Raw genomic sequence first — 15,467 nt, 5'->3', positions numbered from 1 at the left:
CCTGCGGCCTGCGGCCTGCGGCCTGCGGCCTGCGGCCTGCGGCCTGCGGCCTGCGGCCTGCGGCCTGCGGCCTGCGGCCTGCGGCCTGCGGCCTGCGGCGGCCTGCGGCCTGCGGCGGCCTCCCGCCTGCGGCGGCCGCCCGCCTCCCACCTCCCGCCTCCGGCCTCCGGCCCGGCCCCTACCCTCACCCGCGCCGTGCGGCTTCCTTCGCGCCCTTCACCGCCAGCCGGTCCGCTCGTTCGTTCTCCGGGTGCCCCGCGTGGCCCTTCACCCAGTGCCATTGCACCTCGTGCGCGCCGATCGCCGCGTCGAGGCGTTGCCACAGGTCGGCGTTCTTCACGGGTTCGCGGCTCGCGGTCTGCCAGCCGTTCGTCTTCCAGCGGGGCATCCACTGCGTGACGCCGTTGCGGACGTAACTGGAGTCCGTGTACACCCGCACCACCGAGGGCCGCGTCAGGGCTTCCAGTGCGCGGATCGGCGCCATCAGTTCCATGCGGTTGTTGGTCGTGGTGCCGGGCTCGCCGCCGTAGAGTTCCTTCTCGTGCCGGCCGTAGCGCAGCACGGCGCCCCACCCGCCGGGCCCGGGGTTCCCGCTGCACGCCCCGTCGGTGTAGATGTCGACGACCGGCCCGTCCTCCTGCACGCGCGGAAGCGTAGCAGCGGCAACGAAACACGGATCAAGTAACTTCTGCGCCCCGGCTGCGACTCCAGGGCGAGGCCCTCCGGACTCACCCGCGGGAGTGATCATGCGTTATCGCCCCATCGGCAGCGATCCCCTGGACGGGCGGCTCGGCCGCTACATCCCGGACGACTGGCGCCACCTGGAGACCTACCCGATTTCGGCGCTGCCGGAGGTGGACCGTCCCAGCGCCGTGCCCGTGGTGATCGGGGTGAACTGGTACGCGGCGTTCGACGAGCCGGAGCGCGACGAGCGGTCCGGGGAGATCTTCATCGGCCACCGGGGCGATCTCGGCCCGATCCGGGGCGGGCACTGCGTCTGCCTGGAGCCGGGCGGCGAGCCGGACACCGACGACTGGTACCGCTTCTACGACCAGGGCCGCGAGGGCGCGTGCGTCGGTTTCGGCTGGTCGCGCTGCATGACCCTGCTGAACAAGGGCCTCTACGCCGCGCGCTGGCTGTGGGACCGCGCGAAGGAACGCGACGAGTGGCCGCAGACCAACCCCGGCGACGACGACGGCACCTCCGTCCGCGCCGCCGCCGAGGTGCTCCTCTCGGCCGGCCACGTCGACTGGGACCCGGTGTTCGGTGACGACGACTCGGGTGAACGCGCCGGCTACGAGCCGGACGTGTCGGACGGCATCCTCGCGTTCCGCTGGGCCACCTCGGCCGCCGAGGTGCACCAGGTGCTGGCCAACCCGCGCGCCGACGAGCTGAACGCCGTGCCGATCCTCAACTCGTGGGGCGAGAACTACCCGCACCGGGTGTGGATGCCGGACGCGGTCCTCGACCGGCTCATCGGCGAGGACGGCGAAGTCGCGATTCCGACGGACCGCTGACATGGCGTCCTATCCGGACCGCGACGCGGTCGAGAAGCGTGTGCACGAGCGCGAGGACGATCGGCAGCGCAAGATCGCCATCCTGGCCGAGCCGTTCGGGCTCGCGCGAGCCGACGAGCCGGGCCGGGTCGCCACCCGCATCGACCGGCTGAGCCGGTCCCGCCCGGACGTCCGCCCGGTCAACCCCGGGGCGATCGCGCGCGGCGAGGAGGACGCGCTGCGCGACGCGGGCACCGTGCTGGAGCGGATCATCCGCACCGACGACCTGCTCGGCGTCGGCTACCTGGAGGGCGGGGTGCGCGCGGCGAAGGCGGTCGGCCGCATCTCCATCCGCGACGACCGCGGCCGGCTGCGCGGCTACGGCACCGGGTCGCTGGTGTCGCCGGAGCTGTTGCTGACCAACCACCACGTGCTCGGCGACGCCGCGACCGCCGCGTGCAGCGTCGTGGAGTTCGACTACCAGGACGGCCCGGACGGCCTGCCGCTGCCGGTGAAGCTGTTCGCCCTCGATCCACGGCGGTTCTTCGCCGCCGACCAGGGCCTCGACTTCGCGCTCGTCGCGGTCCGGGCCGCCGTCGCGGCGCTGGCGCCGTTCGGCTTCAACCGGCTCGTCGAGGCCGAGGGCAAGGCGATCATCGGCGATTACGTGACGATCGTGCAGCACCCGAACGGGGAGCGGAAGCAGATCGCGTTGCGGGAGAACCGGATCGTCGACGTGCTGGAGCGTTTCCTGCACTACGAGACCGACACCGAGCCCGGTTCGTCGGGCTCGCCGGTCTTCAACGACCAGTGGGAGGTCGTGGCGCTGCACCACGCGAGCGTCCGCGCGCCGCGGCACGGCGAGCTGGGCGGCGTGGTCAACGAGGGTGTCCGCGTCAGCCGCCTGCTGGCCGACCTGCGCGCCCGCGCCTTCCCGCCCGAGCAGCAGGCGCTGCTGGCCGGGGTGTTCGGCGAGCCGTCCCCGGTGGTCGTCGCCCCGGTCACCGAGGCGATCCGCATCGACCCGGACTACGCCAACCGGGGCGGCTACGACCCGGATTTCCTGGCCGGGCACCGGATTCCGCTGCCCGCGTTGTCGCCGGACCTCGTGCCGCTGGCGGCGGTGAACCGGCAGGCCACGAGCGAGCCCAGGTACGTGCTGCCCTACCACCACTTCAGCGTGGTGCTGAACAAGCAGCGCCGGCTCGCGTTCTTCACGGCCGTCAACATCGACGGCACCACGAGCGTGCGGCTGCGCCGGGAGAAGGACAAGTGGTCGCTCGACCCGCGGGTGGCGGAGGAGGAGCAGACCGGCGAGCGGGTCTACGAGGACAACCCGCTCGACCGCGGTCACCTCGTCCGCAGGCTCGACCCGGCGTGGGGCCCGTCGCGTGAGGCGGCGAAGGCGGCCAACGATGACACGTTCCACTTCACCAACTGCACGCCCCAGCACGAGGACTTCAACCAGAACCGGAGCACGTGGGCGGGGCTGGAGGACTACGTCCTGGAGAACGCCGACAACCGGGACCTGCGGGTCAGCGTCGTCACCGGCCCGGTCCTGGCCGCCGACGACGACCAGTACCGGGGCGTCCGGCTGCCGCGGCAGTACTTCAAGGTGGTGGCGATGGTCCGGCAGGACGGCAGCCTGTCGGCCACCGGCTACCTGCTCAGCCAGGAGCAGCTGCTGGAGGGGCTGGAGGCGGCGCCAGCGGAGTTCTCCTACGGCGCCTACCGCACGTTCCAGGTGCCGGTCCGGCGCATCGAGAGCCTGACCGGTCTGTCGTTCGGCATCCTCACCGACGCCGACCCGCTGGCCCAGCGGGAATCGGCGACGACCGCGAAGGAGGTCGGCGGGCCGGCGGACCTGGTCCTCTAGATGAGCGAGTCCAAGTCTGGGCAGTGTCCGGGGATGGGGGGAGGGTGGTCAAGATCAGTTTGTGACGCCGGCCCGAACACCCTTCTGGCCGCACTGTAGGTCGAGATCGGTGACCACCTCGGTAAGCCCGCTCGTGTCGGCAGGCCACCCCGGCTGCCGGATGCTGAACTGCTGGCGCCGGCGGTCGCGCGGGTGCTGCTGGGTTGTGCGCTCGGAGGCCCGATGGTTGCGGTGTGTGCCCCGCCACCTGCCCGACGCGTTCCCTTACCTGCCCGGCAGGGCCGGTTACGGCTACCGCCGCCACTCCCGCTTCTTCTGGGCCTGCGCCTGATCTGCACCCCGGCCCGGCTGCTGCAACCGTCCTACCGCAACCGAACCCCGCACCTGCTCAAGCCGGTCCGGCAACTGATCGAATCGGTCAACGACACCCTCAACGGCCAACTCGATCTCGAATCACACCGTGGCCGTGTCGCACAACGACCGCTCGCCCTCACCGCCGCGATCCGGCACGACCCCGCCACCGGCCAACGCAGCACCCGATCCCTGATCGCCTACGACCACTGATCAAGCTCAGACTCACTCATCCAGGCAGTGCCCGGCGCCCGGTCCGCCAGCACCGGACCGAGCGGCGCGCGAGCGTCAGGCCGTGAAGCCGTCACCAGGGTGCGCGCCCGACGTGCTGCTCCGTGACGTGCCGCAGCACGATGTCCTCGGCGGGCTCGTCTGCGGCCGGCAGGCTGTGCAGCATCCCCGCCGCGCGCAGCGCGCGTTCGACCGGGCGGGCGCCCGTGCCGGTGATCCGCAGGGCGGCGCCGCGGCGGGCGGCGGCCTGCTGGGTTTCCACGAGCACGGTCAGCCCGGCGGTGCCGAGGAAGGTGACCTCGGACAGGTCGAGCACGAGCAGCGTCACCGGTCCGCGGAAGCGGTGGCCGATCACCCGGGACAGCTCGGGCGCGGTGCCCAGGTCGACGTCGCCGCCGACGGTGACGAGCAGGGTGTGCCGCGCGGGCTGGGCGACGTCGACCGTGAACGCGCCGGCGTCGGCGGCCGGTGTGGACCGCGGGGCGGGGATGCCCCGCTGCGTGACCGGTGCGGGGCGGGTTTCCGGAGGTGCCATCAGCAGGGCCTCCACACTGCAGCGGTGAGCGCATGTCGGGTACGTCTGCCGGCTACCTGCTCAACCGTGGCCACAGCCTACCTGCACTTCTCGGTTCCGGCGACCGCGCTGGTCAGCGGCCGGTGAGCTGCCCGGCCGCGGCGTGCAGGCCGGTCAGCGCCGCGTCCTCGTCCAGGCGGCCGGGGACGAACAGCACGCAGGCGCTGGCCACCCGCCCGGCCCGCAGGGAGACGGGCACCGCGAGCGAGGCGATGCCGGGCAGTACCTCGCCGGTGGTGCGCACGTGGCCCAGGTCGCGGGCCAGCGTGACCTCAGGCCGCTCGTTCGGCCTCGGCGGCAGCGCGGCGAGGATGGCCAGCCCGGGCGCGCCGCGGGTGAGCGGGTGGCGCACCCCGGGCCGGTAGGACACCGGGCCGGCGGCGGCCGGTGGTTCGACGGTCACCAGCGTGAGCGCCTCCTCGCCGTGCGGAACCGCGAGGAACGCGACCGTCCCGGCCGCCTCGGCGACCGGCGCGAGCACGGACTGCGCGAGCGACTGCAGGTCGGAGCGCACGGCGGAGGCGACGGTGAGCACGGCCAGGCCCACCTCGTAGCGTCCGGCCGCGTCGCGCTGCAGGTAGCCGTGCGCCTCCAGGGTGCACAGCACGCGGTAGGCGATCGACCGGTGCAGGCCGGTGACCTCGGCGATCGTGGCGGTCGTGCATGGCGCGTGCGCGGCGACGGCCTCCAGCACGGCCAGACCCCGTTCGAGTGTTTGCAGGCCCGCGCCGCCGACGACCTTGCCTTCCGCCATGCGCTCCTCGTACTGTTCTCTCAGAAATAGAACTCGCTGCTCGATAATAGAGTAAGGACAGCGTCGTGACCACGGTCGGCATCGTCGGAGCGGGGATAGCCGGGCTGCACCTCGGCCTCGCGCTGCGTGCCGCCGGCATCCCGGTCACGCTGTACGCCGAGCGGCCGTTCGACGACCTGGCCGCCGGGCCGCTGCTCAACACGGTCGCGCACCACCACCCGCTGCTGGAGCGCGAGCGGGCGCTGGGGGTGCACCACTGGCCGGCGGCGGAGTTCGGCTACGCGGCTCACCACCACTGGATCGGGGGAGTCCGCTTCACCGGCCGGTTCACCCACCCGTCGTGCGCCGTCGACCACCGCCTCTACCTGCCGCGGCTGGCCGAGGACCTCGCCGGCCGCGGCGGGCGCGTCGAAGTGCGCGCGGTCGGCCCGCGCGACCTCGGTGAGCTGGCCGCGCGGCACGACCTGCTCGTCGTCGCGACCGGGCGGGGCGCGCTGAGCGGCCTGTTCCCGCGCCGTCCGGGGCACAGCCCGCACGACGCGCCCCGGCGGCTGGTGTGCGCGGGCCTGTACACCGGCATCGCACCGGCCGAACCGGCCGCGGTCACCATCGGGGTCGCGCCCGGGCAGGGCGAGCTGCTGGAGATCCCGTTGCTGTCGCGGCATGGACGCGTCACGGCGCTGCTGTTCGAGAACGTGCCCGGCGGCGACCTCGCGGTGCTGAACGAGCTGTCCCCGGCGCAGGATCCCGCGCTGTTCCGCAAGACCGTCCTGGAGAAGCTGCGCGAGCACCACCCGGCGACCGCCGAGCGTGTGCTCGACGACTTCGCCCTCACCGATCCGCGCGATCTGCTGCAGGGCGCGGTCACGCCCGCGGTGCGGGAGGACTTCCTGCCGCTGGGGGACGACAAGTTCGCCCTCGCGCTGGGCGACGCGCACGTGGTGGTCGATCCGGTGATGGGGCAGGGCGCGAACATCGCCTCCTACAGCGCGGCCGTGGCAGCCGCGGAGATCGCCGCCGACACCGTCTACGACGAGGTGTTCTGCCGCCGCGTCGCGCGGGCGCGCGAGGAGGTGCTGCTCGGGGCGTCGGCGTGGACGAACCTGGTGCTGGACCCGCCGCCGTGGCTCGGCGAGCTGTGGCAGGGGCTGGCCGGCGATCCGCGCCGCGCGGACGAGTTCACCGACAACTTCGACCACCCGGACCGGCAGTGGCGCGTGCTCGCCACCCGGCGCCGGGTGCGGGCGTTCCTCGACGGAAGCTGACCGGGAGAGCGGAGGACAACGTGGTCCACACAGCGACGAAGATCCTGAGCACGCGTGCGGTGCCCGGCGGCGAGAGCGTCGACTACTGGCGGCACGTCATCTCCGACGCGTTCGTGCCGCTGGAGGCAGCCGCGCCGGAGCCGTCGTTCCGCGGCGAGGTGCGGATCGACCGCCTCGGCTCGACGCTGGTGTCCCGGGTGGACGCCGGCCCGCACCGCGTGCGCCGGACCAAGGCGATGATCGGCGCGAGCGAGCGTGGCTACTACAAGCTGGGCCTGCAGGTGCGGGGCAGCTGCCTGCTCGTGCAGGACGGGCGCGAGGCGCTGCTCGGGCCCGGCGACTTCGCGCTGTACGACACCGACCGGCCCTACACGCTGGCCTTCGCCGAGCCGACCGCCATGGCGGTGTTCATGTTCCCCCGGGAGCGGCTGCGCCTGACCGCCGCGGGAGCGCGGCAGATCCTGGGACAGCCCCTCCGCGGCGACGACGAACCCGGTTCGCTGCTGGCACCGCTGTTCCGCCGCCTGGTGGGCCTGCTGGGCAGCGCCACCTCACCGATGCCGCTGGCCGACGCGGTGCTCGACCTGCTGTCCGCGCTGCTGTCCGAACAGACCGGCGCCACCCCCGATTCCCTGGTGCTGCGGGCCCAGTCCTACATCGACAGCCATCTGTCCGATCCGGACCTGTGCCCGGACTCGGTGGCCGCCGCGCTGCACATCTCGACGCGGTACCTGCAGAAGCTGTTCGCGGAGCAGGGCACGGGCGTGGCGGGCTGGATCCGGAACCGGCGGCTGGAGCAGTGCCGCCGCGACCTGTCCCGGCCCGGGCTGACCCGCCCGGTCAGCGCCGTGGGCGCCGCGTGGGGCCTGCCGGACGCGGCGCACTTCAGCCGCTCCTTCAAGGCCGCGTACGGCCTGAGCCCGCGGGAGTTCCGCGCCCGGGCCCTGTCCTGACGGTTCGCGGATCGTCAAGAAGCGTTCGCCTGAGGGAAAGACCGGCGCGGCCGCGGCGGGCAGGATGGTGCCATCGACCCGGCCGGACCCACGCGTCCGGCCGATGTGGACAGTGCCTTCGCCGCCACCACCGAAAGGAGCGCCCATGCCCAACATCGGCATCATCGGCGCCGGGATCGCCGGCCTGCAGCTGGGTTTGCTGCTGCGCCGGCACGACGTCCCGGTCACCGTCTTCACCGACAAGACCGCGGCCCAGCTGGCGAACGGCCGCCTGCTGAACAGCGTCGCCCACCACGCGCCGACGCTGAAGCGCGAGCGGGAGCTGGGCATCGACTTCTGGCCGGTGGCGGAGTACGGCTACTCCTGCCACCACCACTACGTCGGCGGCCCCGAGCCGATGTCCTGGCGCGGCGACTTCGACGAGTGGTCCAGCGCCATCGACTACCGCCTCTACCTGCCCAAGCTGACCGAGACGTTCGAGGAACGCGGCGGGCGGCTGGAGATCCGCACGCTGCAGGCCGAGGACATCGAACCGATCGCCGACCGGCACGACCTGCTCGTCGTCGCCGCCGGCCGGGGCGCGTTCGCCGGGTTGTTCCCGCGCCGCCCCGAGCTGAGCCCGTACGACGGGCCGCAGCGGATCCTGTCCGTCGGCCTCTACCACGGCATCACCTACTCCGAGCCGAAGGGCGTCACGATCAGCGTCTCGCCCGGGCACGGCGAGCTGCTGGAAATCCCGATGTACGGCCGGGACGGGTTCACCACCGCGCTGCTGTTCGAGAACGTGCCGGGCGGTGACCTGGAGATCCTCGGCCGCCAGTCCTACGAGGCGGACCCGAAGGCGTACGAGCGGCTCGTGCTGGACAAGCTCGCCAAGCACCACCCGCGGACGTTCGAGCGCGTCGACCCGGCTCGCTTCGCGCTCACCGGGCCGCTGGACATCCTGCAGGGCGCGCTGACGCCGACCGTGCGGCAGGACTACGCGAAGCTGCCCAACGGCAAGTTCGCGCTCGCGATCGGCGACGTGCACACCGTGGTCGACCCGGTCGTCGGGCAGGGCGCGAACTCGGCGTCGCACTCGGCGTGGGTCACCGGGCAGGCGATCCTGGCCGACTACGGCTTCGACGAGCTGTTCTGCCAGGACGTGGCGGCGCGCCGGGCCGACGTCGTGCTGGGCGCGGCGAACTGGACGAACCTGATGATCGGCCCGCCGCCGGAGCACCTGCTGCGGCTGTTCGGCGCGATGTACGCGGACAAGGCGATCGCCGACGAGTTCACCAACAACTTCGACTACCCCGACCGGCAGTGGCGGATCCTCGCCACCGCCGAGCGCACCGGCGAGTTCCTGGCCCGCCGGGCGAAGGCCTGAGGAAGGGAATTGCCCATGTACCGCCTGACTGTGTTGTACCCGCCGCCGGCCGATCCGGAGCACTTCAAGCAGTACTACGTGAGCACGCACCTGCCGCTGGCGGCGAAGCTGCCGGGCCTGCGGGCGATGCGGTACGGCTTCGACGTGGCCGCGATGGACGGGGAGAGCCCGTACTTCGCGATCTGGGAGGGCGAGTTCGACTCGGCCGACGCGATGGCCGCGGCGATGTCGTCGGAGCAGGGCCGGGCCGTCGCCGCGGACGTACCGAACTACGCGACGGGCGGCGCGCGGATCCTGCACTACGCGCCCGTCGAAGGCCCGTGACGGCGGGCGTGGCGACCGACCCGCGCCGGTTCCGCACGGCGATGGGCCGGTTCGCCACCGGAGTCACGGTGATCACCACCCGCACCGCGGAGGGCCGGGTCCACGGCATGACGGCGAACGGTTTCCTGTCGGTGTCGCTGGAGCCGCCGCTGATCCTGGTGTCGCTGGGCGCGTGCACGATGGCGCGGCACCTGTCCGAGGGCGACCGGTACGCGGTGACGGTGCTGTCGGCCGACCAGGAGGACGTGTCCCGCCACTTCGGCGGCCGCCCCTGCGTCGACGTCGGTTTCGACACCCAGGGTGGGTTCGACTTCATCCCGGGCGGCCTGGCGGCCATCGGCTGCCGGATCGTCGACCGCCACCCGGCGGGTGACCACACGCTGTTCCTGGGCGAGGTGGAACACCTGACCTACCGGGACGGCGCCCCGCTGCTCTTCTACACCGGCTCGTACCGCACGCTGCACGCCGGCCTGACGGAGGACGTGTTCTTCTACTGAGCGTCGTACTGGATGAGCGGTTCCGATTGTCGCTCATTCGGTGGCCGCTGATAGGGAGGAGGTGCCGGGAGCACCTCCTCCCGTTCGAGATCGTCCGCGGTGATGAGCGGCCCGGCCAGGATTCGCTCCAGAAGGTCGCGCTGAGCAGGTTCGAGCTCGACACAGCCCTCCAGGACCTCGAGCAAGTCGAGCAGGTCGTCGTCGAATTCCGCAGTCCAGCGGCTGGGGTTGATGTCGTCCAGCGGCGAGGTGCGCCTTCGCCGGCGCGGATCCGGATGCCGGTAGCTGAACCATTTGCGGACGATCTGGAGATTACCGACGTGGTACTCCCACACCTCCTTGCGGACGGGGTGAACTCGTCCGGCTCGCTCGAAGAGCGTGTCCTCCCCCAGGACGAGTGTTTGTGTCTCCTCCTCATACCTCACCGACGTCGGAAGCTGGTCGTCCCCGGAGGGCACCGGCTCGATGTATCCGGCTCGTCTGACGCGACCGAGGCTTCTCGGACGTTTCTGCGCGGGGTTGATCATGCGCTCGCCATACGTGTGCAACCACAGGATCCGCCGGCCCAGTTCGACTCCTTCCCGCCACAACTCCGGATCCAGGGTGAGCGGCACGCGAATTCCCGGAGTCTTCAGTTGTCGCTGGAAACGCTGTGTGAACCCCGGATGTGCCACCACGCCGGCAACATAGGCGAGAACATCTTCCGCCTTGATCCGGTGCCCGAGGAACCTGGCGAGCACTCTGGTCAGTTTCGGCGGAAGGTTCGCCACGCAGCCTTCGGCGTCGCGGAAGAGGGGAAGTACCCGGCCACCGCGGCCATCGAAGCAATGGACGTTCGGAACCAGGGAGGTGAACACCACGGCGGGCCCGCCCGATATGGCGTGAGCGTGCTGCTCGCACATGTAAATCTGCTTGGTTCCGTAGCTCCACCACAGTTCGGGTCGCGGACGGTCAATGGCCCGGCGGTCGTAGATCAGTCGTTGACGATCGAAGCTGCGGAAAGCCATGGGCACGGTTTCGACCTTCGTGCGCTTGTCGTCGAGTATCGGTACGATCGGACCTTGCTGCCCAGGCATCAAAGAGTACTGTTGGTCGATTTTGCGATCTCCTGTCTCCTTGAACAGGATCGGCTTCTCGGCAGGTGTGGCGTGCACCAGCCGCGCCCACCGTTTCTGCAGGGTCTCGGCGTCCGGTGCCCACACCCAGTTGCGGTTGGAGTTGACGCCAGGTTGCTGCCAGGGGAACAGGTCTCCGAGCGCCGGAAAGGTTTCCCAGTCGGAGTCGCCGGGCCGGAATGCGGCCTGCCAGTCTGCCGGGCAGTCCTCCCAGCCCGGGGCTTGCGTCGACAACGTGCTCAGCGCGTCGAACTTCTGTCGCTGAGTACCGGCCAGCGCGATGTAATGAATCCTGGCGGGGGTCTTCGGATCGGGGTTCCCGGTGCGCATGAAGATGCCGATGCAGATCTTGTGCTGGGTCTCCGGGAAGATCCGGGTCCTGATGTCCGGCCGGTGTTCTTCCGGCGACAGATCGATGATCCAGCCTTCGTCAGCGGTCTTTCTCAGGTACTGACGCATACCCGCGTAGGACCTGGAAGTGAGGTAAGCGCTCGGGGTGATGAGGGCGACCACCCCCACCGGGTCGTTGGACTCGAATGCCTTCCATGCGGACCACCGCCAGAAGTAGGTCCACATGTTGTTGAGGTTGAAGGCGAACTTCCCCAGGCCGGGAGTCCGGAATTCGTCCAGCGAGGGACGTTTGCTCACGTCCACGGGCCGTCGGGGATCCCGTCGCTCCTCCAGCCACTTGGCCGCGCCACGTGCTCGTTCCCGCCAGGGTGGGTTGCCGATGACGACCATCACCGGGGCGTCGATCTTGACCTGGTTCGCGCGCTTACGTGACTTCTTCAACTCGTTGTACACCTGTCCGTAATCGAACGGCATGGCGTACGGGTCATCCAGAGTGTCGGTCAGGAAACGGGGCTCCTCAGCGGGGAGCTCCACCCCGTAAATGGTGCGGAGCGTCGCATGCAGGCGTAGCTCCGCAACCGCGAAGGGCGCCGCCTGTAGCTCGAAACCGACCAGTCGCTTGGCGAACAGCTCACGGATGTGGGCTGCGGGGACGGCCTTGGAGCCTCGTTCTGCCCGCAACGTGCCGGCCGCGCTTTCCAGCACCTCCGCGAGGAAGGTTCCGGCGCCCATGGCGGGGTCCAAGGCCACGACGTCGGGTGAGGCGAAACCACGCCGTTTGCCCAAGCGCAGTTTGAGGATCTCGTCGACGAACGAGACCATGGCCCGTGCGACGGGTGCCGGCGTGTAGTACGTACCGCTGCGTCGGCGCAGCGCTGGGTCGTAGCTGTCCAGGAAAGTCTCGTACAGCTTCGCGTAGGTGTCCGCGTCGCCCATGTCGACCAGGGACCAGTCGATGTTGCCGATGATTCGAACGAGGGTGTCGACGACGTTGAGGTGCCCGACCCATCTCGGGTGCGCGAGGATGAGCAACGCTTCCCCGAGGAGCGAATGCTGTTTGGCGAGCTGTTCGGCGATGCCGGCCGGTGAGCGACCTTCGAAGGGCACTCCGTCGACGCGTGCCAGGAGCAGCCCGAACGTGACGGCTTGTGCATAGGAATCCGCGAAGTTCTGATCGGCTTCGTCCTTCTTGTCGCCCGCTGCCGGGAACAGGATGCTGCGCCACTCCAGGGCCAGGATCGTGAAGGGCTGCTCCGGGGACGTTCTCTCCAGTGTCAGAGTCTCCAGAACCTGCTCCCGGAGCAGGCGGCACAGTGGCGCGACCTCGTTGACCACTGCACGCAGGGACCGCGGCTGTTCGGGTCGCCACTCGAGGAAATCCTTGAGTAGTCGTTCGAGTGACGCGTCCGCCGGCTTGAGGCGCCCTCCCGCGCGGGCCAGGTCCCCGTCAAGGGTGCCGACCCTGCCGACCAGGTTTCCTTTCCGATACAGCGCCCAGGAGGTCCCGTCGGTGTAAATCAGGTTGGGCAGCGATTTCAGGTTTTCCCATTGCCGCCGGTCGTGCTGGTTCGGGCGCCAGGTTTCGGGTGTTCCCTTTCCGGGTGCTTTGAGTTCCAGGTAGCCGATGCGCCCGCTCGGGGCATCCACGGCCATGTCGGGGCGTGAATCGAGTTCAGTCAGCACCACTTCGTCGTGAACGACGAGGCTGATGCCGTAGGTGTCGCCGAGGCGCTGGATGAGCCCCGCGACGGGGGTCCGGAGGCGATCCTCGCTCCGTCCGTCACCCCGCATCCTCGGTGCGAGCTCCCTGCCGAACTGGCTGATGATGTCGAGGAAACGGCCCTCGCTCCGTGATAACCGTCGTGACCCGGCGCGGGGGACCGTCATTACGCCTCCCAGTTCCCTGTGCGAACCTCTTTCGAGATTCGTCGTGGACTGGGTGGCGCGTCAAGTAGTGCGCCAATTCGGATCGCGGCTCAGCAGAATGGCGTAGTGGAATCCGGCTGATTACGCTTTCCGGCGTAATGCCTGCTCCAATTGCTCGGGGAGAAGAGAGCTCATTTCATCGGGTGCTCATTCGGACGGCCTAGTTGACCGCCGTGCCGCGGTTGCCTTGTGTGACGACGTGCCATCGGTGAGCTCGGCGCAGGGTCGATCTGCGGAGCGGACGGGCTGTCCGTCACGTCGACAGCAGCCCGTCCGGCACGTCACCAGCCCCGCTCGCGCCACTCCGGGAGCTTCGGGCGCTCCGCGCCCAGCGTCGAGTCGTCGCCGTGGCCCGGGTAGAACCACGTCTCGTCCGGGAGCCGGTCGAACACCCGCGTCTCGACATCGCCCAGGAGCGACTGGAAGTCCTCCGGCGAGGTCGTCTTCCCGACGCCGCCCGGGAAGAGCGAATCGCCCGTGAAGAGGTGTGTGCTGCCGTCCGCGTCGCGGTACAACAACGCGATCGAGCCCGGAGTGTGCCCCCTCAGGTGAATCACCTCCAGGGTGCAGTCACCCACCGTGAGCGTGTCGCCGTCCTCGACCAGGAAGTCCGGCGGGACCGGCAGCACCGAAGCGTCCAACGGGTGAGCCGCCGTGTTCGCTCCGTACGCGCCGGCCACCGCGCCCAGCGCCTGCCAGTGGTCGGCGTGCTGGTGGGTGGTCACGATCGTGCGCAGCGCCGGGCGGTCCGGCCCGTGGCCGATGAGATCCGAGATCCGCTCCGGGTCGGCCGCGGCGTCGATCAGCAGCGCCTCGTTCTGCCGACGGCAAACCAGCAGGTAGGCGTTGTTGTCCATCGGGCCGACCGACAGCTTGGTGATGGTCAGCCGGTCCAGCACGCGCCGGGCCGCGTCCCCGCCCGGCTCGACGTGGCCGGTGTAGTCCTCTACGACGTTCACGCCGCCAACCGTAGCCGCCGCGCCACGCACCGTTCCACCCGTTCAGGTTGATCTCAGATCGGTAACGTAGGCTCCGCTGCGTCCCCGACCCGATCTTGTGAGACGCCCCGAGACAGTGCCGAGCTTCCTCCCCGAAACCCCCCGCACCAGCACCCGGCGGATCAGCTGGGACGCCGTGCGCGTCCTGGCGGTCCTGTCCGTGATGCTCGGTCACATCACCCACCAGGGCCCGCTCGCCCACACCGAGCTGGACGACTACCCGGTCAAGGTCACCGCCCAGTTCGGCGCCGCGATCCTGATGGTCGTCTCGGCGTTCTTCGTCTGCCAGACGATCCGGCGCGGCGACCCCCGCCGGTGGATGTGGAAGAAGGCGGCCCGGCTCGTCCCGCCGTACCTGGTCGCGGTGCTGCTCACCTACTTCGTGATGCGCTGCGCGGACGCCTCGTTCAACGGCCAGGAGTTCGGCGGCCACTGGTGGGACAAGCTGTTCGGCCCGACCACCGACGGCCTCGCCTGGGTCAGCAGCTGGTACGTGCCCGTCGGCTGGGACCTCCTGGTCAACCTGACCATGATCCAGGGCTGGCACCAGGGGTTCATCTGGCTCGACGGCTCCTACTGGACGCTGCCCGTCCAGCTGATGGTCTTCGCCGGCGCCGCGCTGCTGTGGTCGCGCACCCGCTGGTTCCGCTCGCCGCACGCGGCCCGGCACGCGAAGGTGCTGACGTGGGCGATGATCGTCGTCCCGCTCGTCCTGCGGTTCTGGGTGTTCGGCGTCACCAACCCCGCCCCCTGGGCGTTCGCGGTGGTGTTCGGGTTCGGGCTGCACCGGCTGCACGCGTTCGCGGCCGGTATCGCGGTCTGGCTGTGGTCGCGGAACCGGCTGTCCACCCCGCACCTGGCGCTGCTGCTCGTCGCCGTGCCCGTCGCCCAGGACCTGCACCTCTACCCGTTCCACGTGGCGTTGCCCACCGACCCCGCGCGGGTGCCCTCCGACGTCGGGTTCGCGCTCGTGCTGGTTCTCGTGTGCGCGGCGGCCAAGGGCCCGGACTGGACGTTCCTGCGCCCGCTGACCCCGGTGATCACCTGGTTCGCCGGAATTTCCTACGGCGTGTACCTGTTGCACCAGGAGCTGGGCTACATCCTGGCCAAGGCGCTGCAGCTCGCGGGACTGCCGGGCTGGGCGCGGCTGCCGCTGGTGCTGGGGGCGGCGATCGGCGCCGGGTGGCTGCTCACGAAACTCGTCGAACGGCCGGCCCACCGCTGGCTGACCACGCCGCGCGGTGCCACCGCACCGCCACCCCGGACGGCTCCGGACGACCTCGTCCGCGAGGAGCCGACCGGTCCGGCTCCGGTTTCTGTCGGTGGGTCGTCCTAGCATGGATGCGGCTGGCTGATCCGGCCGTCACATTCCAGGGAAGGGACCTCA

13 protein-coding genes and 1 pseudogene are annotated in these 15,467 nt (G+C 70.5%); 9 read left to right on the top strand and 5 right to left on the bottom strand.

The annotated features are described in order from the left end of the window. Positions 1-184: 184 nt before the first annotated feature. Positions 185-643 carry a ribonuclease HI gene (gene rnhA, locus D0D28_RS24290; RefSeq protein WP_094006035.1) on the bottom strand — a complete coding sequence of 153 codons (459 nt, stop codon included), beginning with the start codon at positions 641-643 and terminating at the stop codon, positions 185-187. A 103-nt stretch (positions 644-746) separates the two neighbouring features. Here rnhA and D0D28_RS24285 point away from each other — a divergent pair, with 103 nt between their 5' ends. From D0D28_RS24285 to D0D28_RS36980, 3 genes and pseudogenes are all read left to right on the top strand, one after another. Continuing rightward, the gene (locus D0D28_RS24285) at positions 747-1,517 is read left to right on the top strand and encodes a hypothetical protein (protein WP_116112658.1); all 771 of its coding nucleotides are present in this window, start codon (positions 747-749) and stop codon (positions 1,515-1,517) included. Position 1,518: 1 nt separating this feature from the next. Continuing rightward, positions 1,519-3,372: a DNA/RNA non-specific endonuclease gene (locus tag D0D28_RS24280; RefSeq protein WP_116112655.1), complete on the top strand. Its 1,854-nt coding sequence runs from the start codon at positions 1,519-1,521 to the stop codon at positions 3,370-3,372. Between the two features lie 105 nt (positions 3,373-3,477). Beyond that, positions 3,478-3,936: pseudogene (locus D0D28_RS36980) on the top strand (hypothetical protein). 91 nt (positions 3,937-4,027) lie between these two features. Here D0D28_RS36980 and D0D28_RS24270 read toward each other — a convergent pair. Both D0D28_RS24270 and D0D28_RS24265 read right to left on the bottom strand, forming a co-directional pair. After that, entirely contained in the window at positions 4,028-4,489 is a 462-nt protein-coding gene (locus D0D28_RS24270) for an STAS domain-containing protein (protein WP_233157305.1), read from the bottom strand. 112 nt (positions 4,490-4,601) lie between these two features. Next, on the bottom strand, positions 4,602-5,282 hold the full coding sequence (locus D0D28_RS24265) for an IclR family transcriptional regulator (protein ID WP_094006038.1): 681 nt from the start codon (positions 5,280-5,282) through the stop codon (positions 4,602-4,604). Between the two features lie 65 nt (positions 5,283-5,347). Between D0D28_RS24265 and D0D28_RS24260 the strand changes: the two genes are divergently transcribed. The 5 genes from D0D28_RS24260 (at position 5,348) to D0D28_RS24240 (ending at position 9,690) form a co-directional block, all read left to right on the top strand. Continuing rightward, complete coding sequence (locus D0D28_RS24260) at positions 5,348-6,547, top strand: styrene monooxygenase/indole monooxygenase family protein (RefSeq protein ID WP_094006039.1); 1,200 nt, start codon at positions 5,348-5,350, stop codon at positions 6,545-6,547. Between the two features lie 20 nt (positions 6,548-6,567). After that, positions 6,568-7,500 carry a helix-turn-helix domain-containing protein gene (locus D0D28_RS24255; RefSeq protein WP_116112653.1) on the top strand — a complete coding sequence of 311 codons (933 nt, stop codon included), beginning with the start codon at positions 6,568-6,570 and terminating at the stop codon, positions 7,498-7,500. Between the two features lie 145 nt (positions 7,501-7,645). Further along, on the top strand, positions 7,646-8,869 hold the full coding sequence (locus D0D28_RS24250) for a styrene monooxygenase/indole monooxygenase family protein (RefSeq protein WP_116112650.1): 1,224 nt from the start codon (positions 7,646-7,648) through the stop codon (positions 8,867-8,869). Between the two features lie 15 nt (positions 8,870-8,884). Beyond that, positions 8,885-9,193 (top strand): EthD family reductase, encoded by a 309-nt coding sequence (locus D0D28_RS24245; RefSeq protein ID WP_094006042.1) that lies wholly within the window; start codon positions 8,885-8,887, stop codon positions 9,191-9,193. Then, positions 9,190-9,690 carry a flavin reductase family protein gene (locus D0D28_RS24240; RefSeq protein WP_094006043.1) on the top strand — a complete coding sequence of 167 codons (501 nt, stop codon included), beginning with the start codon at positions 9,190-9,192 and terminating at the stop codon, positions 9,688-9,690. The genes D0D28_RS24245 and D0D28_RS24240 overlap by 4 nt, the downstream gene beginning before the upstream one ends. Here D0D28_RS24240 and D0D28_RS24235 read toward each other — a convergent pair. Both D0D28_RS24235 and D0D28_RS24230 read right to left on the bottom strand, forming a co-directional pair. Continuing rightward, positions 9,684-13,043 (bottom strand): type ISP restriction/modification enzyme, encoded by a 3,360-nt coding sequence (locus D0D28_RS24235; RefSeq protein WP_116112647.1) that lies wholly within the window; start codon positions 13,041-13,043, stop codon positions 9,684-9,686. The genes D0D28_RS24240 and D0D28_RS24235 overlap by 7 nt on opposite strands. A 320-nt stretch (positions 13,044-13,363) precedes the next feature. Further along, positions 13,364-14,041: an MBL fold metallo-hydrolase gene (locus D0D28_RS24230; RefSeq protein WP_094009129.1), complete on the bottom strand. Its 678-nt coding sequence runs from the start codon at positions 14,039-14,041 to the stop codon at positions 13,364-13,366. Positions 14,042-14,156: 115 nt separating this feature from the next. Here D0D28_RS24230 and D0D28_RS24225 point away from each other — a divergent pair, with 115 nt between their 5' ends. Continuing rightward, positions 14,157-15,416 carry an acyltransferase family protein gene (locus tag D0D28_RS24225; RefSeq protein ID WP_116112645.1) on the top strand — a complete coding sequence of 420 codons (1,260 nt, stop codon included), beginning with the start codon at positions 14,157-14,159 and terminating at the stop codon, positions 15,414-15,416. Positions 15,417-15,467 lie beyond the last annotated feature (51 nt).

Source organism: Amycolatopsis ruanii (assembly GCF_003385175.1).
GTDB lineage: Bacteria > Actinomycetota > Actinomycetes > Mycobacteriales > Pseudonocardiaceae > Amycolatopsis_E > Amycolatopsis_E thermalba.
The sequence above is the reverse complement of the archived record's forward strand: the minus strand, read 5'-3'. Positions and strand labels throughout refer to the sequence as shown.

Bases quoted from the DNA above. Each gene is read 5' to 3' on its own strand.
- D0D28_RS24285 (WP_116112658.1), top strand. From the start codon at position 747: ATGCGTTATCGCCCCATCGGCAGCGATCCCCTGGACGGGCGGCTCGGC.
- D0D28_RS24280 (WP_116112655.1), top strand. From the start codon at position 1,519: ATGGCGTCCTATCCGGACCGCGACGCGGTCGAGAAGCGTGTGCACGAG.
- D0D28_RS24270 (WP_233157305.1), bottom strand. From the start codon at position 4,489: ATGGCACCTCCGGAAACCCGCCCCGCACCGGTCACGCAGCGGGGCATC.
- D0D28_RS24265 (WP_094006038.1), bottom strand. From the start codon at position 5,282: ATGGCGGAAGGCAAGGTCGTCGGCGGCGCGGGCCTGCAAACACTCGAA.
- D0D28_RS24250 (WP_116112650.1), top strand. From the start codon at position 7,646: ATGCCCAACATCGGCATCATCGGCGCCGGGATCGCCGGCCTGCAGCTG.
- D0D28_RS24245 (WP_094006042.1), top strand. From the start codon at position 8,885: ATGTACCGCCTGACTGTGTTGTACCCGCCGCCGGCCGATCCGGAGCAC.
- D0D28_RS24235 (WP_116112647.1), bottom strand. From the start codon at position 13,043: ATGACGGTCCCCCGCGCCGGGTCACGACGGTTATCACGGAGCGAGGGC.